Source organism: Mycolicibacterium bacteremicum, assembly GCF_002086115.1.
Classification (GTDB): domain Bacteria; phylum Actinomycetota; class Actinomycetes; order Mycobacteriales; family Mycobacteriaceae; genus Mycobacterium; species Mycobacterium bacteremicum.
Genome location: NZ_MVHJ01000009.1, coordinates 126,789 through 153,198 on the forward strand (window position 1 = coordinate 126,789; position 26,410 = coordinate 153,198).

The window sequence follows — 26,410 nt, forward strand, 5'->3', positions numbered from 1 at the left end:
CGTATCGTTTTCCCGCACACGCACACGAAGGAGCACGGCAGATGACCTCGCCAGCACAGCCCGGATCGGGATCTGACTCACCCCGTCAGGTGATGGCCGTCGCGGTGCTCTCCGAATCCGAACTGGGCTCCGAGGCCCAGCGCGAACGGCGCAAGCGCATCCTGGACGCCACCCTGGCAATCGCCTCCAAGGGCGGCTACGAAGCCGTGCAGATGCGCGCCGTCGCCGAACGCGCCGATGTCGCCGTCGGCACGCTGTACCGCTACTTCCCGTCCAAGGTGCACCTGCTGGTGTCCGCGCTCGGCCGCGAGTTCGAGCGCATCGACGCCAAGTCCGACCGGGCCACCCTCACCGGCGGCACGCCGTACGAGCGGCTGAACGTGATGGTGGGCAGGCTCAATCGGTCCATGCAGCGCAACCCGCTGCTCACCGAGGCCATGACGCGGGCCTTCGTCTTCGCCGACGCCTCGGCCGCCGGCGAGGTCGACCACGTCGGCAAGCTGATGGACTCGATGTTCGCCCGGGCGATGAGCGACGGCGAGCCGACCGAGGATCAGTACCACATCGCCCGTGTCATCTCCGATGTGTGGCTGTCCAACCTGCTGGCCTGGCTGACGCGGCGGGCCTCGGCGACCGATGTCGCCAAGCGACTCGATCTCGCGGTGCGACTGCTGATCGGTGACGGGGAACAGCCTAAGGTCTGAGGGGTGCTCGACGCCGCCCTGCAAGATGCGCTCACCCGGGCGGCCGCGTCACCGCGGCTGCTGGTCACCTCCGATTTCGACGGCACGCTCTCGCCGATCGTCGACAACCCCGGTGACGCGCGACCGCTGCCGGCCGCCGCGGCTGCACTCGAGGCCCTGGCGGCTCTGCCCGACACGACCGCCGCACTGATCTCCGGCCGGGCGCTGGCCGTGCTGCGCGAGCTGTCCGGTGCGTCGGCGGCCGTGCAGGCGATCGGCAGCCACGGCGCGGAATTCGACACGGGGTTCGCCCACGAGATCGACACCACGCTGCTGGCCGAGATCGTCACGACGTTGCACTCGATCGCCGCGGGCCGTCCGGGTGTGGCCGTGGAGACCAAGCCGGCCAGCGTCGCGCTGCATGTGCGCAACGCGTCGGTTGCCGACGGCGAGGCGGCGCTGACACTGGCCCGCGAGGCGGCGCGGTCCTGGGATGTGCACCTGACGGCGGGCAAGGCCGTGCTGGAGTTCGCGGTGATCGTCACCGACAAGGGCGAGGCGGTCGACGTGTTGCGGGACCGCAGTGCCGCGACGGCGGTGGTGTTCCTCGGCGATGACGTCACCGACGAGAAGGCGTTCCGCCGCATGCGCGACGGCGATATCGGGGTCAAGGTCGGACCCGGTGACAGCCTGGCCGCGTTCCGGGTGGACTCGCCGGAGGACGTGGCGTCGGTGTTGGCGTACCTGGTCGACGAACGGCGCCGCAAGCTTGCCTGATCGGCAACATTGTTTGCGCTGCGGCCATAACGTCCGCACGCTGGAGCCATGACCGGAACACCGCATGCAGCAGAGCTTTTCGCCGAGTGGGACGAACGCTACACGGCATTGGTGGACCGCCTGCCGGCCCAACGCCCCAATCCCGTCATCGTCGCCGAGATCGGCGGGCGCCCGGCGGGATCGGCGCTGGACATCGGGTGCGGGCTGGGCGCGGATGCGGTGTGGTTGGCCGCCCAGGGCTGGCGGGTGACCGCGCTGGACGTCTCTGCGGTGGCGCTGCAGCGGGCCGCCACCGCTGCCGCGGCGGCCGGTGTCGAGGTGCGTTGGGTACGAACCCGTCTGGAGGATCTGCAGATTCCGCCGGGCGGTTTCGATCTGGTCAGCGCGCACTATCCGGCGCTGTTGCACAGCCCCGATGGCGCCGCCGGTCGAGCCCTCCTGGCGGCCGTCGCGCCGGGCGGGACGCTACTGGTGGTGCACCACGCCGACATCGATGTCGAGAAGGCCAGGTCGCACGGGTTCGATCCGGCGGTCTACCTGCTGCACGATGACGTCGTCGCACTGTTCGATGATGCATGGGAGGTGCGTGTGCAACGGCGCCGCCGCCGCGAGGTGCCCGCCGGGGTGGACGGTCAGCACACCCACGACGACATCATCGTGGCGCGACGCCGCTAACCGGGCGGCCCCGATGTCCGGCCGCGGACGACCTCGGTGTCGAGCAGTTCGATGACCGGCAGGCCGGAACGCGGCGGGTGATGCAGCAATTCGCCGGCCCGGCGGCCCTTTTCCATCCCGGGCTGCGACACCGTCGTCAGCCCGCGGGCCAGCGCCTCGGGCACCCCGTCGAAACCGGTCACGGTGACCTGGCCCGGCACGAAGATACCGTGCGCACGAAGGTAATCCATTGCCGAGAGGGCCAGCACGTCGGCAGTGCACATCAGCGCGGTGATGCGTGGGTTGGCCGCCAGCGCCACCTCGGCCGCGGCGCCGCCGGAGCCGGGCAGGTGCTCGTAACTCTCCACGACCGTGACGGTGGCCGGGTCCAGTCCCGCGGCGGTCATCGCGTCGTACACGCCGTGCACGCGTTCACACTGCACGTGAAAATGCGGCGAGTTGAGCCGCTCCGGGTCGGCGACCATCGGCGTGGTGGTTTCCAGCGGCCATTCCCGGCCCAGTCGCATTGTCAGCAGTCCGATCTCACGGTGCCCGAGGCCGAGGACGTGCTCGGCGAGCCGGCGCATCGCGGCCCGGTCGTCGATGCCGACCCGCGAGGCGCCGGGGACATCCACCGGTTGGTCCACGACGACGATCGGCAACTGTCGCTGCAGCAGCACCGGGAGATAGGGGTCGTCGTCGGAGGCCGAGTAGATGACGAAACCGTCGACACCGGCCGCCAGCACGGCGGCCGTCCCGTCCTCGACGCTGCGGTTGGGCCCCACCGCCACCAGGAGCAGGCCCTGCCCCGCCTCTTCGCACGACTCGGCAAGTCCGGCAACGAATTCCAGGGCGGCCGGGTCACTGAACGAGTAGTTCAGCGGCTCGGTGATCATCAGACCGACCGCACCGGCGCGCCGGGTGCGCAGCGAACGCGCCACCGGGTCGGGACCGGGATAGCCGAGTTCCTTGGCGGCGGCGAGCACCCGCTCACGCAGTTCGGCCGACAACTGGTCGGGACGGTTGTAAGCGTTGGAGATCGTGGTGCGCGAGACGTTCAGTTCGGCGGCCAGCGAAGCCAGCGTCGCCCGCCTCCGCGGACCCGGACTTCGGGACATGCCTCATGACGCTAGCGCATGGTGGTGTCCGTCACCGCCGAGCGACCGGCTTTCGGGCGCGCGTCACCGGCGCGACAATCCGGGTTGCGCAATGCGGCTGACCGTCCACACCACCAGCCAGGTGAGACAGGCGATGGTGACGATCACGAAACTGGGCGGCAGGTTGAACACCGCCGAGGCGACCAGGCCGAGCCATACCGATGCCAGACCGATCACCGTCGAGATCGCCATGGCCGCCAACGGTTGTGCGGTGAGCATGATCGCCGTGGCGGCCGGTGTGACCACGAGTGCGAACAGCAGCAGGGTGCCGACGGCCTGCACCGCCATCGTCACCGCCACCCCGAGCAGCGCCATGAACAGCACCGAGAGCATCCGCACCGGCACGCCCTTGGCCTCGGCCACCTGCGGATTGACCGAGGCGAACAGCAAGGGGCGGTAGACGATCACCATGGTCACGGCGATCACCGCCAGGAACCCGGCGAAGGTGAGCAGTTGCTGGTGTGTGATGGCCAGCAGATTGCCGAACAGGACGTTGGTCAGCGTCGACGAGTTCTTGGTCGCCAGCGAGTTGAAGAACAGGCCGAAACCGGTCGCCAGCGCCAGCACGGTACCGGTAATGACCTCACGATCGTCGGCGCGCTTGCCCATCACGCCGATGACGAGCGCGCCGCCGACGCAGAACACCCCGAGACCCAGGCCGACCGGAAGACCCAGCAGCGCAGCGCCGGTGGCCCCGGGCAGACCGATGTGGGCCAGCGCGTGCGCGGCGAAGGCGGTGTTGCGCACGATGATGAAGTAGCCGATCAGCCCGGCCGCCAGGGCGACCAGGGTGCCGCCGATCAACGCGTTGCGCATGAACGCAGAGGACAGGATCTGCCACCAGTTGTCCTGGTATCCCAGCGCCAGGACGGTGGTGGTCACTGTTCACTCCGCATGTACATCCGGCCCTGCAGGGTGTTGGCGACCTGGACCTTGGTGCCGTAGAGGTGGGTCAGCAGGTCGGCGTCGATCACCTCGTCGATGGCGGCGTGGTGGGCGTGACCGTCGAGCAGGTACACCGCGCTGCTGAGCACCGGGAGCAGCGGGTTGAGATCGTGCGCGACGACGAGGATGGTGACCGCGTAGTCGGCGTTGAGCCGGGCCAGCAGTGCGACGATCTCGTTCTGGTTGCGCAGATCGAGCGCGGCCAGCGGTTCGTCGAGGATCAGCAGCTGCGGCCGGGACACCAGGGCGTTGGCCAGCGCGATGCGCTGGCGTTGACCACCGGACAATTGCGAGACCCGCCGGTCGGCGAAGTCGGCGGCCTCGACGGCGGCCAGCGCCTCCTCGACCCTCTCCCGGTCGGCGCGGGTGGTGCGGTGCATGCCCCACCGCCTGCCGGTCAGCCCCAGCATGACGGCGTCGCGGGCGCGGATGGCCTCACCGGCGCCGGCGACGTAATCCTGCGGTACGTAACCGATCACGTCGTTGTGTTCGCCGGGCTTGCCACCGAGAACCCGCACCGTGCCGGACGCGACCGGCAACAGTCCGAGCACCACCTGCAGCAGCGTGGACTTCCCGGAGCCGTTCGACCCGATCAGTGCGACGATGCCGCCGGTGGGGATGGCGAAGGTGCCCTCCGACCAGATCAGGCGCCCGCCGCGGACGACGCTGACATCGTCGAACTCACACGCCGGTGCCGGAATCCCGGCGGCCACTAGGTCGGGATGCCGAGAGCCTCGGCGAGGGCGGTGAGTTGGTCCACCTGCCAAGCCTCGAACGTTTCGGCGCCCGGCGCCAGCGTTTCGGTCACATCGACCACGGGCACACCCGCGGCCTCGGCGGCAGAGCGCAGCTGCTGGGGTACCGATCCCTCGGTCTGGGTGTTGTAGATGAGTACGTCGACACCGCGGTCGCCGAGCAGCCGCAGGAAGGCATCGAGGTCGGCCGGCGACGGATCGCTCTCGTTCGACGACGCCACCTGGTAACCCTGCGGGGTGCGGTTCTGCAGGCCGAGCGCGGTGGCTATCTCGTCGAACAGGCTCTCGGTGGCGGCGTAGCTCTTACCGGCAGCACCGGCGGAGATCGTGTCGATCAGCGCGCGGTAGGGCTGCAGCGATTGGGTGAAATCCGCCTGCCTGCCCGCGAAGTACTCGCCGGCGGCCGGGGCCAGTTCGGTCAGCTTGGCGGTCACCGCAGCGGCCAGGTCGGTCACCGCGACGGGGTTGTACCAGGCGTGCGGGTTGGCCCCGTCGCCGTTCCCGTGCTCATCGCCGTGACCCGCGTGCTCGCCGTGTTCCTCGTGCTCGCCTTGTCCTTCGCGCTCTCCGTGATCGTGGCCCTCGTGGTCACCGCCCAGCAGTGCCATGGCGTCGACGACGGGGGCATCCGGCGCGGTGCTCTCGGCCAGTTTGGCGGCCCACTCGTCGTAGTGCCCGCCATTGATGACGACCAGTTGGGCGCCCTCGAAGGCTGCGGCGTCCGAGGGCGCGGGCTCGAAGTCGTGCGGGTCGACCGAGGAGCCCGCCAACACCGTGGTCACCTCGGCGCAGGCGCCGCCCAGCGCAGACACGATCTGACCCCACTGATCGACGCTGACGACGACGTCCACCGGGGTGGTGGGGCAGTCACCGGCCGCCGCGCTGGACGCCGGAGCAGCCTGGTCGCCGGAGCCGCAGCCGGCCAGGACCAACGGAAGGGCCAGCGCGAGGGCTGCGAGGGAGCGGGGCAGCGGGTGCTTCACGCCGATAACGATAACCGTTTGCATTTAATGCCGTCGAATCGGAGGATGTCTTATTGGTAATGATTTTCAATAAGGAGTTCCATGACTACCCCCTTGCCTGTCACCGTGCTCTCCGGCTTCCTCGGCGCCGGGAAGACCACCCTGCTCAATCACATCCTGGCCAACCGCGACGGGCGTCGGGTCGCGGTGATCGTCAACGACATGAGCGAGGTCAACATCGACGCCGCGCTGATCGCCGGACAGGGTCACCTCGAGCGATCCGAGGAGAAGCTCGTCGAACTGACCAACGGCTGCATCTGCTGCACCCTGCGCGAGGATCTGGTCGAGGCCGTCGGCACCCTGGCCCGGCAGAACCGGTTCGACCACCTGGTCATCGAATCCACCGGCATCTCCGAACCGATGCCGGTCGCGGCGACCTTCGAGTGGGAGTTCGAGGACGGGTTCCAACTCGGCCGGCTGGCCAAGCTCGACACCCTGGTGACGGTGGTCGACGCGTCGACCTTCCTGACCGAGGTGATCCGCGGCGAAGGTCTGGCCGACCGCGATCTGGCCGCCGGGGAGGGGGATGCCCGCAGCATCGCCGACCTGCTCACCGATCAGGTGGAATTCGCCGACGTCATCCTGATCAACAAGACCGATCTGGTGAATCCGGCGACGCTGAACACCGTCGAGACCCTGCTGCGCAGGCTCAATCCCACCGCCAAATTGCTCCGGACCGACCACGGCATCGTCGACATCGCCGAGGTGCTGGGCACCGGACTGTTCGATCCGGACGCCGCCGCCGCGACCCCCGGTTGGGACGAGGAGATCGCCGACGGACACACTCCCGAGACCGAGGAGTACGGCATCAGCTCCATGACATTCCGGGCCGACCGGCCGTTCCACCCCCAGCGCCTCGGTGACGCGCTGGGCCAGGTGACGCGGGTGTTGCGCAGCAAGGGGTTCTGCTGGATCGCCAGCCGCCCGACCATCGCCGCCATCTGGTCGCAGGCCGGGCCCAACCTGGTGATCGAACCGGCGCAGTACTGGTCGGGCACCGAGATCGCGGCGGGCCAGGAGATCGTCTTCATCGGCATCAAGCTCGACCGCGACAAGGTGGCGCGGCTGCTGAATGGGGCGCTGCTCACCGATGCCGAACTGGCCGCCGGCCCGGACGCCTGGCGCACCTACCCCGATCCGCTACCGGCCTGGGCGGTGGCGCAACAGCATTCGCACTGACGACGATGCCGACGGCCCGGCCGATGAACATCGGCCGGGCCGTCTGCGCATGCACGCCGATCAGTGGTCGTGGCCGACCGCGCCGCTCAACTCGTTCGGCGTCTGCTCCAGCGTCACCGACTCGGTCACGGTTCCCCCGACCAGGTCCACCAGGTGGATCTGCTTGGCCGCCGGATCGCTCACGTAGACCGCGTCCTCGCGGGTGAACACGGCCGGACCGGGCTGCTGCCAGTCATCGGGCTCCATCCACGGCTGCGTCACGTCGATGGACTTGACCAGATCACCGGTCACCGGGTCGAAGACGTGCAGCTTGCCGTCGGTGCCCATGATCAGCGCCTCGGCCTGCGGACCGCGGCCCAGCGATCGGAACCAGTAGCTGACACCCTCGGGTAGCGGGACGACCTTGAGCTGGTTGGTGGTGGTGTCGATGAGCGAGAACTGGTTGGGCCGCTCCATCTCGGCATCGGCGTCGACCTTCATGTCGCCGAGCACGACGGGCGAGTCCTCGTGACCGCGGGTGTTGCCGATCCGGCCGTAGGCGGTCGGGCTGGCGATCTTGGTGAACTCGCCGCCCTTGTAGGTCAGCACGCCGGTCTCGCAGCCGATCACGACGACCTCGTCGGCCGCCACCGCCTCACCGTGCACGCCGGGGCACTGCTCGTTGCGCGCGATCTCGCGGTCGCCGTCGAAGGCCACCGCACCGACGCGGGTGTCCGGGTTTCCGAGTGAGTGCACCAGGGTGCCGTCGGCCAGGATCACCGCAACGCCGTGATGGGGCTCGGGGGTCTTCCAGGTTCGGGTCTCGGGCATGCCGCCGGCCTCGAGCGCGTGCGGGTCGAAGGCGGTGATCTCGCCGGTTCCGTCGGCGAACAACACGGTGTTCTCCCCGTGTGGGGTGACATGTCCGGCGTCCACGGCGGGGAACGTGTCGTCGGTCAGCTCGCCGCCCGCGGCGTTCAGGATCCGGAAGCCCTCGGGTGTGGTGACCAGCAGGTGTCCCTGATCGCCGGCCGGGTTGATGCGCAGGAAGCCGTCCAGCGGGATGTCCTGCTTGACCTCCAGGGTCGCACCGTCGAGGACGTACAACCCGCCGTCGTAGGTCGTCACCAGCGGCTCGGCGATCGACATGGTCGGTGCCGCCGTCGCCGATGTGCCGGCCGAGGTCTGTGAGCCTGCCGTGCTGTCGGCGCCGTCGCTTCCCGATGAACACGCCGTCAGGGCCGCCGCCGCGAACGTCACGGCTCCGGCGCGGTACAACCACCGCGGATTGGACATGTTTACTGCTCCTTCTCTTGGGGGTGGTGAAGATCTGCGGCTATCGCAGTCCGGTGACGATGGCGTCGGTGTTGGCCCGCATCATGTCGAGATAGGTGCCTCCCGGAGTGCCTGGCGGACTGAGGGATTCGCTGTAGAGCGGCACGATCTGCACCTGCACACCGGCGTCCTGCGCCAGCACCCGCGCCAGCTTCTCCGGCTGCGAGGAGTCGACGAAGATGGCCGGCACCCGGGCGGACTCGATGGCACCGACCAGTGATTGCAGATCCGATGCGCTCGGTGCGGCCAGCGTGGTGCCGCTGGGCACCACGGCCCCGATCACCTCGAAGCCGAAGCGCTCGGCAAGATATCCGAGCACGTGGTGATTGGTCACCAGCTTGCGCCGCTCGGGCGCGATGGTGGCGAACCCCGTGCTCATCGTCTCGTCGAGCTCGCGCAGTCGAATCCGGTAATCCTCGGCGTTGCGCGACACCGCGTCGGTGTCGATGCCATCGACATCGCGCAGGATCGTCTCCTCGATGACGTCGACGGCGGTGATCATGCGCTGCGGATCGGTCCAGAAGTGCGGGTCGAGAGTGCCCGAGCTCTCGCCCTCGGTGTATTGGATGGGACCGATGTGATCACCGACCGCGAGCGTAGGAACGCCCTGGGCAGCAGCCGTTTGCACATTGCGGGTGATGTTCTCCTCCAGCCCCAGTCCGTTGTGGACGATCAGTCCCGCCCCGCCCATGGCGGCGGCGTCCTGGGCCGAGACGCCGAACGAATGGGGATCGGCGTTCGGCTGCATGAGAACCCGCACATCGGCGGTGTCGCCGACGATGTTGCGCACCACATCACCGAGGATGTTGGTGGTCACCACGATCGGACCTGACGAGCCCGACGTGCCCGAACATGCGGTGGTCAGTGCGCTGATCAGTGCCAGGATGATCAGCAGCCGGCGGCTCACCGGCCTGCCTCGACCATCAGTCCCGGCGTCACCTCGGTGGTCAGGGTGCGGGCGATGCGAAGACCGTCGGCATAGTCGATCTCGTACACCGTGCGGGCGGCGGCATCGTTGACATACGCCCGGTCGGAGTCCAGGTCCACCACCGGTTGCGCACCTTCTGTCGCAATGGCGTTCGCGAACAACGGAATACGCGCGGTTTCGGCCCGACTGTTCACATCGAACGCGCTCAACGTCCCGTCCCGGCGCAGCGCGAGGACCGTCCCGTCGCCCGCGGTGTTGACGGCCACCGCATCGGGGACCGGGATCAGCACCCAGGAGCGCTGCCGGGTGTCGAGCACCCAGACGTGACCACCGGCCATGCCCGCGGCGACATCAGCGCGATCGCGGTGTTCCATGCTGACGGGCCGCTGCGCGGGTGCATCGTCCGGATACGGGGCGGCCGTCACCGTCAGGTCGTTCTCGCCGCCGGTCACCCGCACCGCGCCCGTCTCGCAGCCGAAAGCCACTGCGCGCCGACTCGTCATGGTCCAGGAGGGTTGTGGACACCGCCCGGCGAGGTCGGTGGTGCCGGACTCACCGGTGACCCGCATGCGGCCGTCGGCGGTGACCGTCACCAGGCGGCTCCCGTACGGTGCAGCGACCGAGACGTCGGAAGGCACTGCGAGACCGGCCCTTTCGGCGGTCTTCTGGCGGAGCTTCTCCCGGTCGAACACTTCCACCGCGCCGTCGGGTGAGCGCACCGCGACGGTCGAGTTGCCGGCGCTCACCGATGCGACGGGCAGATCCAGGGTGGCCGCCTCCGACGGGGTACTGACGAAGTAGTGGTAGTGATCGCCGTGGTCGAATGTCCATGCCCCGGCGTCGATGACCGTCGTGCGGTCACCGGTGCGCAGGTAGGCGAACCGGCCGTCGCCGGCGAGGCCGGACACCGGACCGTACTCGCCCATCGGGGTTTCGGTCTCGTCGACGGCGTCGTACACCGATGTCGCTCCGCTGGCCGGGTCGACGAGCACCAGTTTGGTCAGCGGCCCGTCGGCCTCGCGGGCACCGTTCTCGACGGCAACCCCGTCGCCCGTGCTCGCCGAGGGCGCCGGGGCGGGGACGGGAGTGTCGGACGCGCACCCGGCCACCACACAGGATGCCGCCGCCGCGGCGACGCCCACCTTGGCCCACCGGCTACGCAGGGCCGCCAGCAGCGCGGATCCGAAGAACAGCAGCACCGCAACACCGGCGATGGTGGCTCCCCCGGCGGTGCCGGCGTGCCACGAGATCAGCAGACCCAGATAGACAGCGGCACTGCCGATGAGGGCGGACAGCAGCATCACCCGGGGGATGGAACGCGCCCACATCAGCGCCGCGGCCGGTGGGGCGACGAGCAGTCCGAGCACCAGCAGTGTGCCCACGACGTGGAAGGAGGCCACCATGGCCACCGCCATCAGCACGGTCAGCGCCGAGATCGCCAGGTGCGGGCGCAGGCCCAGGGTGGCTGCCTTGCGCGGGTCGAAGGTGACCGCGACGAACGCGCGGTGCCCGGCGATGACGGCACACAACGTCACCACCAGTGCGCCGGCCAGGACCACGAGATCGGCTGTGCGGACGGCGAAGACGTCACCGAAGAGGAATCCGGTCAGGTCGACGGCGAAGCTCTGCGACCGCGAGACCACGATGACGCCGAGTGCGAGCATGCCGACCAGCAGCAGCCCGATGCTGGTATCGGAGGACAGTTTGGCGGAACGGCCGATCGCGGCGACACCGAAGGCCATGACCAGGGCGGCGACCAGACCACCGATCATCAGGCTGACGCCCAGCAATGCGGCGATGGCGACTCCGGGCAGCATGCCGTGAGTCATCGCCTCACCCAGGAACACGCTGCGGCGCAACAACACCCAGCAGCCGACCAGTGAGCACAGGCACGCGGCGATCACACCGGCCGTCAGCGCTCGCAGCACCATGTCGGCCTGGAACGGGTCGGTGAGCCAGTGCGTCATGCCGTACACTCTTAGCAGTAATGAATGTCATTTTCAATAAGGCGACCCCCGTCACCACCACCATCGACGTGACCGGACTGGACTTCAGCTACGCCGGCACGGCGGTGTTCCGTGGGCTCGATCTGTCCATCCCGAGCACGGCGGTGACCGCCGTGGTCGGCCCCAACGGTTGCGGCAAATCAACCCTGCTGGGCCTGCTGGCCGGCATCGAGCAGCCCGATGCCGGCACCGTCCGGGTGGACAGTGACAACATCGCCTTCGCCGTGCAGCGCAGCGCGGTCACCGACTCGTTCCCGATCACGGTCGCCGAGGCCGTGATGATGGGCCGGTGGCGACATCTGGGCCTGCTGCGCCGACCGAGGGCCGCCGACCGGGCGATCGTCGAGCACTGGCTGGCCGAACTCGGTCTCGCCGATCTGCGCCGGCGCACACTCGGCGAACTGTCCGGCGGTCAGCGCCAGCGCGTGCTGCTGGCCCAGACATTCGCCCAGGAGGCGCCGCTGATCCTGCTCGACGAACCCACCACCGGTCTGGACAGCGCGTCGGCCGCGCTGGTGATCGAGCACCTGCGGCGCCTGGTCGCCGACGGCACCACGGTGGTTGCGGCCACCCACGATGCCGCCGTCATCGCCGCCGCCGATGGCCGTCTGGACCTCGCCGGGCAGGGGCGCGCACTAGGCTGACCGGCATGCCCCCGGTGTCGGTCGATCTCAACGCCGACCTCGGCGAGGGTTTCGGGGTGTGGACACTCGGCGATGACGAGGCGATGCTCGACATCGTCACCTCGGCGAATGTGGCGTGCGGCTTCCACGCCGGCGACCCGGCCGGACTGCTCCGGGTGTGCCGGGCGGCGGCCGGGCGCGGGGTCCGGATCGGCGCACAGGTGAGTTACCGGGACCTGGCCGGATTCGGACGGCGCTTCATCGACGTGGATCCGGCCGAGTTGACCGCCGAGGTCATCTATCAGATCGGGGCGCTGTCCGCACTGGCCGCCGCCGCCGGTACCGCGGTCAGCTATGTCAAACCCCATGGTGCGCTGTACAACACGATCGTCACACATGAGCCCCAGGCCCGCGCGGTGGCCGCGGCGGTACACGCGGTGAACCCGGCGTTGCCGGTGCTCGGTCTGGCCGGATCGGTGTTCTTCGAGCAAGCTCGCGGCCACGGATTGCGCACGGTCGCCGAGGCTTTCGCCGACCGCGCCTACCGACCGGACGGGCAGTTGGTCTCGCGCCGCGAGCCGGGCGCGGTACTGCACGATCCCGCCGAGATCGCCGCGCGGGTGCTGACGATGATCACCGCGGGCCGGGTCACGGCGGCCGACGGCACCGACATCGCGATCAGCGCCGAATCGGTGTGTGTGCATGGCGATTCGCCGGGCGCGGTGCGGATCGCCAGCGCGGTACGGGACCGGCTCGTCGGCGCGGGTGTGCGGCCGGCACCGTTCAGCTAGCCGCCTCACGCTCCAGCTCGTAGCGGATCAACCGGGAACTGTTGGCCACCACCGCCACCGAGGATGCGTTGTGCAGCACCGCGGCCAGCACCGGCGACAGTGCTCCGCCGGCGCCGATCAACAGCCCCAGCGCATTCACCGCGATCGACATCGCGTAGTTCTGCCGGATCACCTCGACCGCGCGGCCACCGAGATCCCGGACGTCGAGCAGCCGGTGCAGATCGTCACTGGCCAGCGCCACGTCGGCGGTCTCGACCGCGACATCGGTACCGCCGAGTCCCATGGCGATGCCGATATCGGCCTCGGCCAGCGCCGGTGCGTCGTTGACACCGTCGCCGACCATGGCCACGGTGTGCCCTTCCTCGCGCAGCCGGCGTACCACGGCCAGCTTGTCCTCGGGCAGCACCTCGGCCTGCCATTCCGCGATACCGAGCTGCTCGGCCACCACGGCCGCGGTCTCCGGGTGGTCACCGGTCAACATGACGATGCGGCGTACACCGTTGGCGCGCAACCGCTGCAGCACCGCCGCGGACTCCGGGCGGATCTCGTCACGCAGGCTGATCAGGCCGACCAGCTTGCCGTCCACCGCGAGCAGCAGCGGCGTCTCGGACTGCCTGCGCAGCTTCTGCACCCAATCGGTGGCCTTCTTGGTGACCCGCACCTTCTCCCGCTCGAGCAGCGACGGGCTGCCCAGCAGCAGGGTGCGCCCGTCGGCCCAGGTCCGCATGCCGAGCCCGACGAGCACCTCGCACTCCTCGTGCGGCGGGATCTCGATATGGCGCTCCTGGGTGGACCGGATCACCGCCTCGGCCAACGGGTGGCGGGAGTGGATCTCCGAACTCGCCGCATACGCGAGCACCTGCTCGGGCTCCCAATCCTTGTGAAAGGCAACCAGGTTGGTGACCACCGGCCGTCCGACGGTCAGGGTTCCGGTCTTGTCGAACACCACCGCGTCGACGCGGCCGGCCTCCTCCAGGTGCGAGCCACCCTTGATCAGGATGCCCCGGCGCGCACCATTGCCGATCGCCGCGCTGATGGCCGTCGGGGTGGACAGCCCCACCGCACACGGGCAGGCCACCAGCAGCATCGTCATGGCCCGGCGCACGTCCCTGGTGACGACCAGGGTGAGCGCGGACAGCAGGAACGATGCCGGTACGAAGCGTCGCGAGAAGCTCTCCCCCACAGTCTGGATGGGCGCTCGGTGCTGCTGGGCCTCCTCGACCCGGGAGATGATCCGACCGATCGTCGTCTCGCTGCCCACCGCCTCGGCCCGCACCACCAGCCGCCCGCGCACGACCACCGATCCGGCGAAGACGCGTGCGTCGGCCGTCACCGCCACCGGCAGGTTCTCCCCGGTGATCGCCGACTGGTCGATGATGGCCTCACCGTCGACGACCACGCCGTCGACCGGTAGGGCCACCTGATCATGTACCACCACCTCGTCACCGACGCGCAGTTCGGCGGTGGCCAACTCGACCTCGGTACCGTCGGACAACCGGACCCAGGCGGTGTCCTGATTGCCCTGCAGCAATCTGGCGATGGCGCGCCGGGTTCGGCGCAGCGTCAGGTCCTGCAGGTACTCACCGATGTTCAACAGCCACAACACCGTCAGCGCCACCACGTTCTCGCGCAGCACCAGACTGGCGATCGTCGCCGCGCTGACCAGTACGTCGGTGCCCGCCGAGCGTCCGCCCCGCAGGGTACGCAGCGCACCGCGCAGGAACGGGTAGCCGGTGAAGATGGTGACGCCCGTGGCCGCGACCCGACTGGTCGGACCCAGCAACGGCGGGCGGGCGAACACATAGCGGCGGATCCCGAGCAGCACCAGTGCCGCGCCTCCGACGGCCATCCGCAGCACATCGGCGTTGGTGACATCGGCCGAGCGTGGCGACCGCGCCGGCACCAGATCCCTGGACACCTGCGCGGCGTCCTCGATGGCGCCGAACACCGCGTCCTTGTCACAGCGTGTCGGCGAGTACCAGACGACGATGGACGCGGTGCGCGGGTAGGCGTGCACGGCCCGGACCCCGGACACCTGTTCCACGGCGTCCTCGATGGCCACCGCGCGCGACGAGTCGTTGCGGAACCAGGGCGCCTGCAATCTGATCCGGCCACCGGCGTCCGACAGGACGGTGAGCGCCACCACGGCGATCAGTGATCGTGGTCGTGGGTGTGGTCCGTGACGGCCGGCGGCGGTACTTCCTCACCGATGCGTTCGCGGGCCTCGGCGACGACATCGGCCACGGTCAGTCGCGCCGACTCGGCGCCCTCCTCGGCCTTGCGCACCCCGCGCAGCGCCCAGCTGGTCGCGGTGACCGAGGCTTCCCGGATCGGCGCTTTGGCCACAACCTTTTTGACGCCCTGGTAGGCCGCGGCGCCGACGGCGCCGGTGACGACCGTGGAGGCCGCCTTGGCAAGGAACGCATGCAACACCATCACCCCACCCTAGCCTCGTCATCCGTTCGTTACACGGCTTACTGCTGGCACAATCGATGACCGTGACGGCCGAGACCGATGTGAGTCGCCGGATCGGTTCGATGCCGATCCTGGTCGTGGTCATCCTCGGACTCGCCCTGGTGGGCACCACAGCACGTGACTTCGTCGCTGATCATGACGAGATCGCCACCGCGGCAACGGTTTTCTGCGGCATATTCGTCCAGGCCATACCCTTTCTCGCGTTGGGGGTGCTGATCAGCGGCGCGGTCGCGGCCTTCGTCACGCCGGACCGGCTGGCGCGCTGGCTCCCTCGGCGCCCGGCCGCGGCGATCCTGGCCGCCGGGGTCGGCGGCGCAGCGCTGCCCGGCTGTGAATGCGGATCGGTCCCGGTGGCCCGCCGCCTCTTCGGCGACGGCGCGGTCGGAGCCGCGGCACTGACCTTCATGCTGGCGGCACCGGCCATCAACCCGGTGGTGCTGATCGCCACCGCGGTGGCCTTCCCCGGTGAGCCGCTGATGGTGCTCGCGCGCTGCGCGGCCTCGCTACTCACGGCGCTGACCATGGGGTTCCTCTGGGCCCGGTTCGGCAAGGCGGACTGGATCACCCGGCGGCTACCGCAACCGGTGCACGGCACGGGTTCGCGCTTCACCGTCTTCACCGAGGCCGCCCGGCACGATTTCCTGCAGGCCGCCTCCTTCCTGGTATTCGGAGCGGCCGCGGCGGCGGCCCTGCACGTACTGGTGCCGGCCTGGGTGTATGAGCACCTCGCGGGACAGATCGTGCTGGGTATCGCGATGATGGCGGTGTTGGCGGTGGTGCTGGCGCTGTGCTCGGAGGCCGACGCGTTCGTCGCGGCGAGCCTGTCGATGCTGCCATTGCTGCCGCGACTGGTCTTCCTGGTTGTGGGGCCGGCCATCGACATCAAGCTGTTCGCGATGCAGGCCGGGATGTTCGGCCGCGCCTTCGCGATCCGGTTCGCGCCGGTCACCTTCGCTGTCGCCGTGCTGGCCGGCACCGGAGTCGGCCTGTTGGTACTGGGGCTTCGATGAGCCGCGAGACGGAGAACGCGCTGCTGCTGCTGATCGGGCTGTCCACCGCGATCATCGCTGCCACCGGTGCCTTCATGCGCTATGTGAAACCGGCTCTGCTGCCGTGGTTGTGGGCCTCGGCGGTGGTGCTCATCGGCCTGGCGCTGGTGGCCATCGTCGGCGACATCCGCCGCGGCACCCGCGAGCACGGCGACAATCACGGCGACCATCGCCACGGCTCCGGGGTGATCTGGTTGCTGGTCGTCCCGATCGCGCTGCTGGCCTTCGTCGTTCCACCGCCACTGGGTCCGCAATCGGCCCGGCCCGCGGTCGCCGAGTCGGATGCGCAGGCACCGCGACGGCCGTTCCCGCCATTGCCCGCCGGCGCGGCGCCGGAGCTGTCACTGCCCGCGCTGTTGACCCGTATCGCGCAGGATTCGGCGGGGACCCTGCGGGACCGGCCGGTCACCGTCACCGGTTTCACCATGCGCGACGGCGACCGAATCTATCTGGGGCGCATCGTGATCCTGTGTTGTGCCGCCGACGCCCAACTGGCCCGTGCCCGGCTGACCGGCCCCGCCGCGGGTGCCGCCGCGGCGCTACCCGACGGTTCCTGGGTGCGCGTGCGGGGCACGGTGACCGATCTGCTGCAGCACACCGCGGTACCCGAGTTCGGTATCGACAGCGTCGAGCAGGTGCCCGAACCCGCGAACACCTACGCGTTCTGAGCGGCCGGCGCGTCGCGATTGGCGCCGTTGACGATGCTGTGCAACAACCCGGGCAACGCCGCCTCCACATCGTCGAGGCGCAGTCGCTGATAGGTCAGACCGTCGATCACCAGACGTTCGGTGACGCCGGCCTCGCGCAGGATCTTGAAGTGGTGAGTGGCGGTGGATTTGTTGATGCCGTCGTAGAGCGCACCGCACTGCATCGGCGCGCCGGCGTTGTACAGACGCCGCACGACCTCGAGGCGCACCGGATCGTGGACGGCGCCGAGTACCTGCTGCACGGTCCCCACCCGGGGACCTTCGGCGAGACGATCGGGCATAAAACCATCCTGGGCCCGGGTTTGGTATTTGTCGAACCGAGCGTACTCTCGATCGGGTTCGATATCCATCAAACTTGCTGACCGGAGGTGACAGCACGATGGTCGCGATAGAGCACGCAGCCAGCACCCAGCGATGGGCATATCCGCTCCTGCTGATTCTGAGCGGTGTCGCGCTCGGCGTCTCCGGGATCCCGGCCCCGCTGTACGGCATCTACGAGGCCAACTGGCACCTGTCGCCGCTGGCCACCACCATCGTGTTCGCGGTGTACGCCGTCGCGGCACTCGGTGCCGTGCTGGTGTCGGGCCGGATCTCCGACGTCGTCGGCCGCAAGCCGGTGCTGATCGGCGCGCTGATCGCACTGCTGGTCGGACTCGGCGTCTTCCTCATCGCCGACAGCATGGCGATGTTGCTGCTGGCCCGCACCATCCACGGCGCGGCCGTCGGGTCGATCGTGGTCGCCGGTGCCGCCGCACTGCTCGACCTCAAACCCGATCACGGTGTGCGCTCCGGGCAACTCAGCGGTGTCAGCTTCAACATCGGTATGACGATCGCCATCCTGGGCTCTGCGCTGCTGGCCCAGTACGCGCCCCATCCGCTGCGCACGCCCTACGCCGTCGTCGCGGTGGTCTGCCTGATCGTCGGGGTCGGCGTGCTGGCGCTGCGCGAACCGCACACCGCCCGCGCCAGTGGTCCCATCCGGATCGCCAAACCGGCGGTGCCCGAACAGATCCGATCGGACTTCTGGTTCTCCGCGTTGGGCGCGATGGCCTCCTGGTCGGTGCTGGGTGTGCTGCTGTCGCTGTACCCGTCGCTGGCGGCCCGGCAGACCCATATCGACAATCTGGTGTTCGGCGGTGCCGTGGTGGGGACCACCGCCTTCGCCGCCGCGCTCGCCCAGCTGGCCGCCACCCGGCTGCCCGCCAAGTACTCGGCCATCATCGGCGATATCGGTATGGCCGCGTCGCTGCTGCTGACCATCCCGGTGCTGTTGACGCACCGCTGGGAGCTGGTATTCGTCGCCGCGGTCCTGTTGGGTGCGACCTTCGGCCTGGGCTTCGGCGGCTCGTTGCGCCACCTGTCCGATGTGGTGCCCGCCGACCGCCGGGGCGAGACCATGTCGGCGTTCTACCTGTTGGCCTACACCGCGATGGCGGTCCCGACGCTGGTCGCCGGGTGGGCCGCCACCCGCTGGGACCTGGCCTCGGTGTTCCCCTGGTTCGCCGGCGCGGTCGCGCTGGCCTGTCTGGGTGCCGCAGTGGCCGGTCTGCTCTCCGACCGGAGGCGACGCACCGCCATCGCCTAGGCTTCCGGTGTGACCGATCACGCGTTCAGCACCGCCGAGCGCCAGGCCGTCTACCGCGCGATCGCCGAACGTCGCGATATGCGTCGCTTCATCCGCGGCGCGACCATCGACCCGCAGGTGCTGGCCCGGCTGCTGCAGGCCGCGCACGCCGCGCCCAGTGTCGGACTGATGCAGCCGTGGCGGTTCATCCGGATCACCGATGACGCACTGCGCCAAGCAATGCACGCGCTGGTCGACCAGGAACGGCTGCGCACCGCCGACGCCCTCGGGGCGCGTGGTGACGAGTTCCTCACCCTCAAGGTCGAGGGCATCCGGGATTGTGCGGAACTGCTCGTCGTCGCCCTCGGTGAGGGCCGCCGCCGGCACATCTTCGGCCGGCGCACCATGCCGCAGATGGATCTGGCGTCGGTCTCCTGCGCCATCCAGAATCTGTGGCTGGCCGCCCGCGCCGAGGGCCTGGGCATGGGCTGGGTGTCGATCTTCGAACCGACCAAGCTGGCCACCCTGCTCGGCATGCCCGACGAGGCCGAGCCGGTGGCCATCCTGTGCCTGGGACCGGTACCGGAGTTCCCCGACCGGCCCGCACTGGAGATCGACCAGTGGACCTACGGCCGGCCGCTGTCGGATTTCGTATCGGAGAACGGCTGGGCGGCAACGCCTTCCCCGCAGATCTAGGGCCCGTAGGGCAGCAGGGCCATCTCTCGGGCGTTCTTGATCGCGGTCGCGACCCGGCGCTGCTGCTGCGGGGTCAACCCGGTGACCCGACGGGACCGGATCTTGCCGCGGTCGGAGATGAAGGTCCGCAGCACCGAGACGTCCTTATAGTCGACATCGGTGATACCGAGGGCCTTGAACTTGTTCACCCGGGGCCGCTTGACCTCCACCGGTGCCGGTCGGCGCTTTCTGGCCGGACTGCCCGCCATCACCAACTCGCCTTCCGCACGCCGGGCAGTTCGCCGCGGTGCGCCAGTTCGCGGACCTTCACCCGGGACAGCCCGAACTTGCGCAGATGCCCTCGCGGTCTGCCGTCCACCGAGTCCCGGTTGCGCAGCCGCACCGGGCTGAAGTCGCGGGGCAGGCGCTGCAGGGCGGCCTGGGCCGCGGCACGCTGTTCGGCGCTGCTGGACGGGCGCCGGATGATCTCCTTCAATTCCGCCCGGCGCTCGGCGTAGCGGGCCACCGTCTGCTTGCGCCGTTCGTTCGCGACGATCTTGGATGCCTTGGCCATCAGCGCTCCTCGCGGAAGTCGACATGCTTGCGGACCACGGGGTCGTACTTGCGCAGCACGATGCGGTCCGGGTCGTTGCGCCGGTTCTTGCGGGTGACATAGGTGTAGCCGGTGCCCGCGGTGGATTTGAGCCGGATGACCGGACGGATATCGGTGCTCTTGGCCATCAGATCTTCTCCCCGGCTGCCCGCAGCCTGCCGACCACGGCCTCGATCCCGTCGCGGTCGATGACCTTGATGCCTTTTGCGCTGACCCGCAACGTGATCCGGCGATCTTCCGACGGGAGATAATAGGTCTTGTTCTGGATGTTGGGATTCCAACGGCGGCGGGTTCGACGGTTCGAGTGCGACACCCGGTTACCGAAACCCGGTGCGCGACCGGTGACCTGACAGGTCTTGGACATCGGTTACCTTCTCATGCACGGTCGTTAATGAAAACGATTTTCGACAAGTGGACCCCGACACGGTAGCGTACGGACGAAGTTGATGACAATCGTTACCAATAAGGGTGTGATGACATGCGGACGCCGGTACTGCTGGTTGCCGGACAGGGCGCACGGACCGACGTGGTCGATCTGCTGCTCAAGACATCGGGAACGCTGGCCGTCGGATATGCCACCGACGGCCACGTCGTGATCCGCAACGTCACCGAGATGCGCGGGGCCAAACGGATCATCACGCAATGGCCGATCGAACTTGCGGGTGGTTGCCTCACCTGCACCATCCGCAATGACCTGCTGATCCTGTTGCGCCGGTTGCATCGCCGCGAGGACGTCGCGCGCATCGTCGTCGAACTGATGGAATGGGTTGACCCCGAACCGATCTGCACCGCGATCAACGAGGTCTCCGTCGCGGTCGGCCCAGGCTACATCGACGGCCCGGCCAGTCGCGACGTCGTCATCTCGGCGGTGATCACCGCCGTCGACACCGCCTCGTGGTTGTCCCAGGCGCTCGGCGACGACGATCTGGACGGTTCGCGCACCGTGGCCCAGGTGACCGTCGGACAGGCCGCCTTCGCCGACGTGCTGGTGCTCAGCGAACCCGAGACCGACACGCTGGCGGTGCTGCGCCGGCTCGCCCCGCGCAGCCGGATCACCGTGGGGTGCGATCACGTGGAGACCGCGCTGGCCAAGCTGGATCCGCAGGCCCGCCGGGGTTTCAGCGACGACCCGCACGACTCGCTGCTGGCCGGACAACCGCCGCTACAGCCCGCGGGCCAGGTCACGCTGCTGGAGTTCAACGCGCGCAGGCCTTTTCACCCCGACCGGTTGCACCTGGCGATCGACGACTTGCTCGACGGGGTGGTCCGGGTGCGGGGCCGCGCCTGGCTGGCCAGCCAGCCCGACACGGTGGTCTGGATCGAATCCGCCGGCGGCGGGCTGGGTGTCGGCGACGCCGGACGTTGGCTGGCGGCGATGACCGACAACGAACGCGCCTACGTCGACCCCGAGCGCATCGCGCTGGCCGGTACCGGCTGGGACGACCGGTTCGGTGACCGGCACATCGCCTTGACCGCGCTGCTCTGTGGCGCTGCACCGGAGACCGTCACCGCAGCCCTGAACCGGGCACTGCTGACCGACGCGGAGATGGCCGACCCCGACAGCTGGTCCGCCCTGCCCGACCCGTTCGGCGACTGGCACGAGGACCCCTGCGCGGACCTGCCCGAGGGCGTCTCGGTCACCGATGAGCACCGCACCGTGAAGGGAGAAGAATGAAACCCGATATCCATCCCGACTACCACCCGGTCGTCTTCCAGGACGCCGGTACCGGCAAGCAGTTCCTGATCCGCTCGACCATCACCAGCGACCGCACCGTCGACTACCAGGGCCACACCTATCCGCTGGTGGTCGTCGACGTGACCGCCGACTCGCACCCGTTCTGGACCGGCACCAACCGGCACCTGGACACCGCGGGCCAGGTGGAGAAGTTCCGCCGCCGCTACGGAACCCGGTAGGCCGCCGCGCTCTAGGCTTTGGCCATGCGCCTCAAAGCCGGCCGGCCCGATATCGACGACTACCGGCAGTTCTTCGACCTGCCGGTGGCCGGCCCCGGCGCCGCACCGAAGGTCACGTGGGCCGGTGTCACCACGTTGCTGGTGGACGACGGCGCCTCGGCGGTACTGACCGACGGCTTCTTCAGCCGTCCGTCGCTGCTGCAGGTCGGGCTGGGCAGGATCGCCCCATCGGAACCGCGCATCGACGGTTGCCTCGGCCGGCTCGGGGTGCGGCAGCTGGACGCGGTGCTGCCGGTGCACACCCACTTCGACCACGCGATGGATTCGGCCGTGGTGGCCGAGCGCACCGGTGCCCGGCTGATCGGCGGCATCTCGGCCGCCCATATCGGCCACCGGCTCCCCGCGGACCGGGTCGTCGTGGTAACCCCCGGCGAGCCGGTGCGGGCCGGGGCATTCGACATCACCCTGGTGATCGGGGACCACTGTCCGCCCGACCGCTTCCCCGGCCGGATCGAGGCCCCGGTCACCCCGCCGGTGCGGGCCTCGGCGTACCGCTGCGGTGAGGCCTGGTCGACCCTGATCAACCACCGCCCGACCGGGCGCACGCTGCTCGTGGTGGGCAGCGCCGGTTTCGTCCCGGGCGCACTGACCGGCCACCGTGCCGATGTGGTGTATCTGGGCGTCGGCCAACTGGGCCTGCAGCCCGAGCGCTATCTGACCGACTACTGGGACGAGACGGTACGCACGGTCGGCGCCCGGCGCGTGGTGTTGATCCACTGGGACGACTTCTTCCGGCCGTTGGACCGCCCACTGCGCGCCCTGCCCTATGCCGGTGACGATCTGGACGTCTCGATGCGTGTGCTCAGCCGGCTGGCCGCCGACGACGGTGTGGCACTGCATCTGCCGACGCTGTGGCAACCCGCAGACCCATGGAGCTGATCCTTTCCGTCACCGCCCTCGCGGCGGTGCTCGGGTGCGCGCTGTCGGCGCCACGGTGGCAGGCGGTGGTGGCGCTGGCCGCCGCCGGTCTGGTCATCGCAGCGGGCGCGGTCTCCTGGCAGCAGTCGCTGGATGAGGTGTCCGAACTGGCCCCGGTGGTCGGATTCCTGGCTGCCGTCCTGGTACTGGCCCGGCTGTGCGATGACGTCGGGCTCTTCCACGCCGCCGGGGTGATGATGGCACGGGCGACGGCCGGCGGCCAGAATCGGCTGCTGCTCTCGGTATTCGGCATCGCGGCCGCGGTGACGGCCATCCTGAGTCTGGACGCGACGGTGGTGTTGCTGACACCGGTGGTGCTCGCCACGGCGCGGGCCCTGACGGTCCCGGCACGCCCGCACGCCTACGCCACCGCGCACCTGGCCAACAGCGCATCGCTGCTGCTGCCGGTCTCCAACCTGACCAATCTGCTGGCGTTCAGTGCGGCCGGGCTGACGTTTCTGCATTTCGCCGCGGCGATGACGTTGCCGTGGATCGCGGCGGTACTCGTCGAATTCCTGCTCCTGCGCTGGGTTTTCGCCAAGGATCTCGCAATCGCGCCGCAGCACGACGCACCCGAAGAGCCCATCGAGATACCGCTGTTCGCGTTGATCGTGGTCGCGTTGACGCTCATCGGCTTCGCGGTGACCTCGCTGGTGGGGTGGTCCCCGGCCTGGGCGGCGCTGGCCGGTGCGGTGGTGCTCGGTGTGCGTGCCCTGCTGACCCACCGCACCACCGTGCGCAAGATCGCGGTGGCTCTGGACATCCCGTTCCTGGCGTTCGTGCTGTGCCTGGGGGTGGTGGTCGCCGCGGTGATGCACAACGGGCTCGAATCGGCGATGCACCGCGTCATACCCGACAACGAGGGGCTGGTGGCGCTGCTGGCCATCGCGGCGGTGGCCGCCGTGCTGTCCAACCTCGTCAACAACCTGCCCGCGGTGCTGGTCATGCTGCCGCTGGCGGCGCCGATCGGGCCGGCCGCGGTGCTGGCGGTGCTGATCGGGGTGAACGTCGGCCCCAACCTCAGCTATGTCGGTTCGCTGGCGAACCTGTTGTGGCGCAGCGTGGTACGCCGCGACATGAGTGCCGGATTCGGCGAGTTCAGCCGGATCGGGCTGATCACCACGCCCGCGGTGCTGGTCGCCGCCGTGCTCGGGCTGTGGAGCTGGATCCAGCTCTTCGGACTCTAACCCCGGCGCTGCCGGGCGATCTCGGCGAGCACGACACCGGCGGCCACCGATGCGTTCAGCGATTCGGTGGGCCCGGCCATCGGGATCGAGACGATGGCATCGCAGTTCTCGCGCACCAACCGCGACAGACCCTTGCCCTCCGAGCCGACCACCACCACGGTCGGGCCGGCGGCGTCCAGTTCGTCCAGGGTGGTGTCGCCCTCGGCATCCAGCCCGACGACCTGCAGGCCGGCGTCGGCCCAGCTCTTGAGGGTGCGGTTGAGGTTGGTTGCCCGCGACACCGGAAGCCGGGCCGCCGCACCGGCACTGGTGCGCCATGCGACCGCCGACACCGAGGCCGACCGGCGCTGCGGGATCACCACGCCGTGACCGCCGAAGGCTGCCACCGACCGGACGATGGCGCCCAGGTTGCGGGGATCGGAGATGTTGTCCAGGGCCACCAGCAGTGCGGGCTGGCTGTCCCGTTGCGCGGACTTCAGCAGGTCGTCGGGATGGGTGTAGACGTAGGGCGGCACCTGCAGGGCGAGGCCCTGGTGCAGTCCGTTGCTCGACATCCGGTCCAGGTCGTGCTTCTGCACCTCGAGGATTGCGATCCCGGAATCGGCTGCGCGCTGGACGGATTCGGTGATCCGATCATCGGCGTCGACGCCGAGCATCACGTACAGCGCGGTGGCGGGCACCCCGGCCCGCAGGCATTCGACCACCGGGTTGCGGCCCAGGACGACCTCGGTCTCGTCGGTCTTGCGGTGCCGGCCCTGGGCCGCGCGAGCGGCCTTGGCGGCCTTCTTGGCGGCCGGATGGTGCGGCCGGTCCTTGGCCGCCGGGGTCGCCTTCTTGCCTTCCAGACCGCGCCTGCGCACGCCGCCGGAGCCGACGGTCGGGCCCTTCTTGGTGCCCTCCTTGCGAACCGCACCGCGACGCTGTGAATTGCCCGCCATCAGTTACTCTTTCCCGTCGCTTCGCCTGCGCCATCGCCATCGGTCAGCGACCACTGCGGCCCGTCGGCGGTGTCGGTGACCTCGATACCGGCCTCTTTCAGCCGATCCCGGATGGCGTCGGCGGCGGCCCAGTCCCGCTTTTCCCGTGCCTCGGCGCGGCCGGCCAGCGCCCAGTGCACCAGCACGTCGACCGCGGCCAGAGCGGCCGAGGTCTCATCGCGGGTCTCCCACCGTTCGTCGAGCGGGTCGCAGCCGAGGATCGCCATCATGGCCCGGATCGATTGTGCGGCAGCCATCGCGCCCTCGTGGTCACCGGAGTCCAGCGCCCGGTTGCCCTCGGCGCGCGCGGTGTGCACCTCGGCCAGCGCGATCGGCACGGACAGATCGTCGTCGAGGGCTGCCCCGAACTTCTCGGTCCAGGTGCCCGGCTCGATGGCGCCGACCCGGTTACGCACCCGGTGCAGGAAGTCCTCGATGCCGGTGTAGGCCTTGGCGGCGTCGCCGAGCGCGTTCTCGGAGAACTCCAGCATCGACCGGTAGTGCGCACTACCCAGGTAGTAGCGCAGCTCGGCGGCCCGGACACGTTGCAGCACAGCAGGAATCGCGAGCACATTGCCCAGCGACTTGCTCATCTTCTCGCCGCCCATGGTCACCCAGCCGTTGTGCAGCCAGTACCTGGCGAACCCGTCACCGGCGGCCTCGGCCTGGGCGATCTCGTTCTCGTGGTGCGGGAACACCAGATCCATCCCGCCGGCGTGGATGTCGAACTCGGCCCCCAGGTACTCCTGGCACATGGCCACGCACTCGGTGTGCCAACCCGGCCGGCCCGGTCCCCACGGCGTCGGCCAGGAGGGCTCGCCTGGCTTCGCGCTCTTCCACAGCGTGAAATCGCGCGGATCACGCTTGCCGGTGGCCGCACCCTCGCCCTGGTGCACATCGTCGATGCGGTGTCCGGAGAGCTTGCCGTAGTCGGGCAGGCTCAGCACGTCGAAATACACGTCGCCGTCGCCGGTGTAGGCGTGCCCGCGCTCGATGAGCCGTTCGATGAGTTCGACCATCTGGGTGATGTGCCCGGTCGCACGCGGTTCGGCCGACGGGGGCAGCACCCCGAGCGCCTCGTAGGCGGCGGTGAAAGCGCGCTCGTAGGTGGCCGCCCACTCCCACCACGGCCGGCCGGCATCGGCGGCCTTGTTGAGGATCTTGTCGTCGATATCGGTGACATTGCGGATGAACGCGACGTCCAGCCCCTTGGCGGTCAGCCACCGACGCAGCACATCGAAGGCCACCCCGCTGCGCACGTGGCCGATATGGGGCAGACCCTGAACTGTGGCTCCGCACAGGTAGATCGACACATGGCCGGGGCGCCGTGGCACGAAATCACGGACGCCACCGGTGAGGGTGTCGTACAGCCGCAGACCAGTCACCGCGGCCAACCGTTCGCTTCGCTCACGACGGGCCAGCTTACCCGGCCTGTCG

General features: G+C 69.3%; 30 protein-coding genes. 14 read left to right on the forward strand and 16 right to left on the reverse strand.

Going from position 1 to position 26,410, the window contains the following annotated elements; translation table 11 throughout:
* Window positions 1-41 precede the first annotated feature (41 nt).
* Genes kstR through BST17_RS13050 form a run of 3 tightly spaced genes read left to right on the forward strand, consistent with a single transcriptional unit; the run spans window position 42 to window position 2,135 of the window.
* A complete protein-coding gene (gene kstR / locus BST17_RS13040) occupies window positions 42-704 on the forward strand; it encodes a cholesterol catabolism transcriptional regulator KstR (RefSeq protein ID WP_083058468.1) in 663 nt (220 codons plus the stop codon).
* A gap of 3 nt (window positions 705-707) precedes the next feature.
* Window positions 708-1,460 carry a trehalose-phosphatase gene (otsB, locus tag BST17_RS13045; protein ID WP_083058469.1) on the forward strand — a complete coding sequence of 251 codons (753 nt, stop codon included), beginning with the start codon at window positions 708-710 and terminating at the stop codon, window positions 1,458-1,460.
* 48 nt (window positions 1,461-1,508) lie between these two features.
* Window positions 1,509-2,135, forward strand: a complete 627-nt coding sequence (locus BST17_RS13050; protein WP_083058471.1) for a class I SAM-dependent methyltransferase — start codon at window positions 1,509-1,511, stop codon at window positions 2,133-2,135.
* Here BST17_RS13050 and BST17_RS13055 read toward each other — a convergent pair.
* The 4 genes from BST17_RS13055 to BST17_RS13070 all read right to left on the reverse strand — a co-directional run bounded on the left by BST17_RS13055 (window position 2,132) and on the right by BST17_RS13070 (window position 5,978).
* Entirely contained in the window at window positions 2,132-3,232 is a 1,101-nt protein-coding gene (locus BST17_RS13055; RefSeq protein ID WP_083058472.1) for an Rv3575c family transcriptional regulator, read from the reverse strand. The two genes, BST17_RS13050 and BST17_RS13055, sit on opposite strands and share 4 nt — an antisense overlap.
* Window positions 3,233-3,295: 63 nt before the next feature.
* A complete protein-coding gene (locus BST17_RS13060; RefSeq protein ID WP_083058474.1) occupies window positions 3,296-4,153 on the reverse strand; it encodes a metal ABC transporter permease in 858 nt (285 codons plus the stop codon).
* A complete protein-coding gene (locus BST17_RS13065; protein WP_083058475.1) occupies window positions 4,150-4,929 on the reverse strand; it encodes a metal ABC transporter ATP-binding protein in 780 nt (259 codons plus the stop codon). The genes BST17_RS13060 and BST17_RS13065 overlap by 4 nt, the downstream gene beginning before the upstream one ends.
* On the reverse strand, window positions 4,929-5,978 hold the full coding sequence (locus tag BST17_RS13070) for a metal ABC transporter solute-binding protein, Zn/Mn family (protein ID WP_083058476.1): 1,050 nt from the start codon (window positions 5,976-5,978) through the stop codon (window positions 4,929-4,931). The genes BST17_RS13065 and BST17_RS13070 overlap by 1 nt, the downstream gene beginning before the upstream one ends.
* Before the next feature lie 57 nt (window positions 5,979-6,035).
* Here BST17_RS13070 and BST17_RS13075 point away from each other — a divergent pair, with 57 nt between their 5' ends.
* A complete protein-coding gene (locus tag BST17_RS13075) occupies window positions 6,036-7,172 on the forward strand; it encodes a GTP-binding protein (protein WP_083058477.1) in 1,137 nt (378 codons plus the stop codon).
* A gap of 60 nt (window positions 7,173-7,232) precedes the next feature.
* Here BST17_RS13075 and aztD read toward each other — a convergent pair whose 3' ends face one another.
* Genes aztD through aztB form a run of 3 tightly spaced genes read right to left on the reverse strand, consistent with a single transcriptional unit; the run spans window position 7,233 to window position 11,381 of the window.
* Window positions 7,233-8,447: a zinc metallochaperone AztD gene (gene aztD / locus BST17_RS13080; protein WP_083058479.1), complete on the reverse strand. Its 1,215-nt coding sequence runs from the start codon at window positions 8,445-8,447 to the stop codon at window positions 7,233-7,235.
* Window positions 8,448-8,487: 40 nt separating this feature from the next.
* Complete coding sequence (aztC, locus tag BST17_RS13085; RefSeq protein ID WP_083058481.1) at window positions 8,488-9,393, reverse strand: zinc ABC transporter substrate-binding protein AztC; 906 nt, start codon at window positions 9,391-9,393, stop codon at window positions 8,488-8,490.
* Window positions 9,390-11,381 (reverse strand): zinc ABC transporter permease AztB, encoded by a 1,992-nt coding sequence (gene aztB, locus BST17_RS13090; RefSeq protein ID WP_083058707.1) that lies wholly within the window; start codon window positions 11,379-11,381, stop codon window positions 9,390-9,392. The genes aztC and aztB overlap by 4 nt, the downstream gene beginning before the upstream one ends.
* A 20-nt stretch (window positions 11,382-11,401) precedes the next feature.
* Here aztB and aztA point away from each other — a divergent pair, with 20 nt between their 5' ends.
* Together aztA and BST17_RS13100 are read left to right on the forward strand one after the other, a co-directional pair.
* Window positions 11,402-12,064, forward strand: coding sequence for a zinc ABC transporter ATP-binding protein AztA (gene aztA / locus BST17_RS13095; RefSeq protein WP_083058482.1), 663 nt, complete (start codon window positions 11,402-11,404; stop codon window positions 12,062-12,064).
* Between the two features lie 5 nt (window positions 12,065-12,069).
* A complete protein-coding gene (locus tag BST17_RS13100) occupies window positions 12,070-12,834 on the forward strand; it encodes a LamB/YcsF family protein (protein ID WP_083058484.1) in 765 nt (254 codons plus the stop codon).
* Here BST17_RS13100 and BST17_RS13105 read toward each other — a convergent pair.
* The gene (locus BST17_RS13105) at window positions 12,827-14,980 is read right to left on the reverse strand and encodes a heavy metal translocating P-type ATPase (protein ID WP_083058486.1); all 2,154 of its coding nucleotides are present in this window, start codon (window positions 14,978-14,980) and stop codon (window positions 12,827-12,829) included. The genes BST17_RS13100 and BST17_RS13105 overlap by 8 nt on opposite strands.
* A gap of 5 nt (window positions 14,981-14,985) precedes the next feature.
* Window positions 14,986-15,270: a DUF1490 family protein gene (locus BST17_RS13110; RefSeq protein ID WP_083058488.1), complete on the reverse strand. Its 285-nt coding sequence runs from the start codon at window positions 15,268-15,270 to the stop codon at window positions 14,986-14,988.
* Between the two features lie 56 nt (window positions 15,271-15,326).
* Here BST17_RS13110 and BST17_RS13115 point away from each other — a divergent pair, with 56 nt between their 5' ends.
* A complete protein-coding gene (locus tag BST17_RS13115) occupies window positions 15,327-16,319 on the forward strand; it encodes a permease (RefSeq protein WP_083058489.1) in 993 nt (330 codons plus the stop codon).
* A complete protein-coding gene (locus BST17_RS13120) occupies window positions 16,316-17,026 on the forward strand; it encodes a TIGR03943 family putative permease subunit (RefSeq protein ID WP_083058491.1) in 711 nt (236 codons plus the stop codon). The genes BST17_RS13115 and BST17_RS13120 overlap by 4 nt, the downstream gene beginning before the upstream one ends.
* Here BST17_RS13120 and BST17_RS13125 read toward each other — a convergent pair.
* The gene (locus tag BST17_RS13125) at window positions 17,014-17,346 is read right to left on the reverse strand and encodes an ArsR/SmtB family transcription factor (RefSeq protein ID WP_083058492.1); all 333 of its coding nucleotides are present in this window, start codon (window positions 17,344-17,346) and stop codon (window positions 17,014-17,016) included. The two genes, BST17_RS13120 and BST17_RS13125, sit on opposite strands and share 13 nt — an antisense overlap.
* Before the next feature lie 98 nt (window positions 17,347-17,444).
* On the opposite strand from BST17_RS13125, the gene BST17_RS13130 reads away from it, so the two are divergent.
* Window positions 17,445-18,650 carry an MFS transporter gene (locus tag BST17_RS13130; RefSeq protein WP_083058712.1) on the forward strand — a complete coding sequence of 402 codons (1,206 nt, stop codon included), beginning with the start codon at window positions 17,445-17,447 and terminating at the stop codon, window positions 18,648-18,650.
* Window positions 18,651-18,659: 9 nt separating this feature from the next.
* On the forward strand, window positions 18,660-19,325 hold the full coding sequence (gene bluB, locus BST17_RS13135; protein ID WP_083058494.1) for a 5,6-dimethylbenzimidazole synthase: 666 nt from the start codon (window positions 18,660-18,662) through the stop codon (window positions 19,323-19,325).
* Here bluB and rpsR read toward each other — a convergent pair.
* From rpsR to rpmB, 4 genes are read right to left on the reverse strand one after another with little or no spacing between them, the layout of a single operon-like run.
* The gene (rpsR, locus tag BST17_RS13140; RefSeq protein WP_083058495.1) at window positions 19,322-19,573 is read right to left on the reverse strand and encodes a 30S ribosomal protein S18; all 252 of its coding nucleotides are present in this window, start codon (window positions 19,571-19,573) and stop codon (window positions 19,322-19,324) included. The genes bluB and rpsR overlap by 4 nt on opposite strands.
* Window positions 19,573-19,878, reverse strand: coding sequence for a 30S ribosomal protein S14 (gene rpsN, locus BST17_RS13145; RefSeq protein WP_083058497.1), 306 nt, complete (start codon window positions 19,876-19,878; stop codon window positions 19,573-19,575). The genes rpsR and rpsN overlap by 1 nt, the downstream gene beginning before the upstream one ends.
* On the reverse strand, window positions 19,878-20,048 hold the full coding sequence (rpmG, locus tag BST17_RS13150) for a 50S ribosomal protein L33 (protein WP_207573638.1): 171 nt from the start codon (window positions 20,046-20,048) through the stop codon (window positions 19,878-19,880). The genes rpsN and rpmG overlap by 1 nt, the downstream gene beginning before the upstream one ends.
* Window positions 20,045-20,281, reverse strand: a complete 237-nt coding sequence (rpmB, locus tag BST17_RS13155; RefSeq protein ID WP_083058499.1) for a 50S ribosomal protein L28 — start codon at window positions 20,279-20,281, stop codon at window positions 20,045-20,047. Before rpmB ends, rpmG begins: the two co-directional genes overlap by 4 nt.
* Before the next feature lie 114 nt (window positions 20,282-20,395).
* Between rpmB and mrf the strand changes: the two genes are divergently transcribed.
* The 4 genes from mrf to BST17_RS13175 are packed head-to-tail and all read left to right on the forward strand — an operon-like array spanning window position 20,396 to window position 23,996.
* Entirely contained in the window at window positions 20,396-21,592 is a 1,197-nt protein-coding gene (gene mrf, locus BST17_RS13160) for a ribosome hibernation factor-recruiting GTPase MRF (RefSeq protein ID WP_083058500.1), read from the forward strand.
* Window positions 21,589-21,831, forward strand: a complete 243-nt coding sequence (locus BST17_RS13165; protein ID WP_083058502.1) for a type B 50S ribosomal protein L31 — start codon at window positions 21,589-21,591, stop codon at window positions 21,829-21,831. The genes mrf and BST17_RS13165 overlap by 4 nt, the downstream gene beginning before the upstream one ends.
* A gap of 24 nt (window positions 21,832-21,855) precedes the next feature.
* Complete coding sequence (locus BST17_RS13170; RefSeq protein WP_083058503.1) at window positions 21,856-22,770, forward strand: MBL fold metallo-hydrolase; 915 nt, start codon at window positions 21,856-21,858, stop codon at window positions 22,768-22,770.
* On the forward strand, window positions 22,761-23,996 hold the full coding sequence (locus BST17_RS13175; protein ID WP_083058505.1) for an SLC13 family permease: 1,236 nt from the start codon (window positions 22,761-22,763) through the stop codon (window positions 23,994-23,996). The genes BST17_RS13170 and BST17_RS13175 overlap by 10 nt, the downstream gene beginning before the upstream one ends.
* Here the strand turns inward: BST17_RS13175 and rlmB are convergent.
* Window positions 23,993-24,934 (reverse strand): 23S rRNA (guanosine(2251)-2'-O)-methyltransferase RlmB, encoded by a 942-nt coding sequence (gene rlmB, locus BST17_RS13180; RefSeq protein WP_083058506.1) that lies wholly within the window; start codon window positions 24,932-24,934, stop codon window positions 23,993-23,995. The genes BST17_RS13175 and rlmB overlap by 4 nt on opposite strands.
* A complete protein-coding gene (gene cysS / locus BST17_RS13185; RefSeq protein WP_083058715.1) occupies window positions 24,934-26,358 on the reverse strand; it encodes a cysteine--tRNA ligase in 1,425 nt (474 codons plus the stop codon). The genes rlmB and cysS overlap by 1 nt, the downstream gene beginning before the upstream one ends.
* Window positions 26,359-26,410 lie beyond the last annotated feature (52 nt).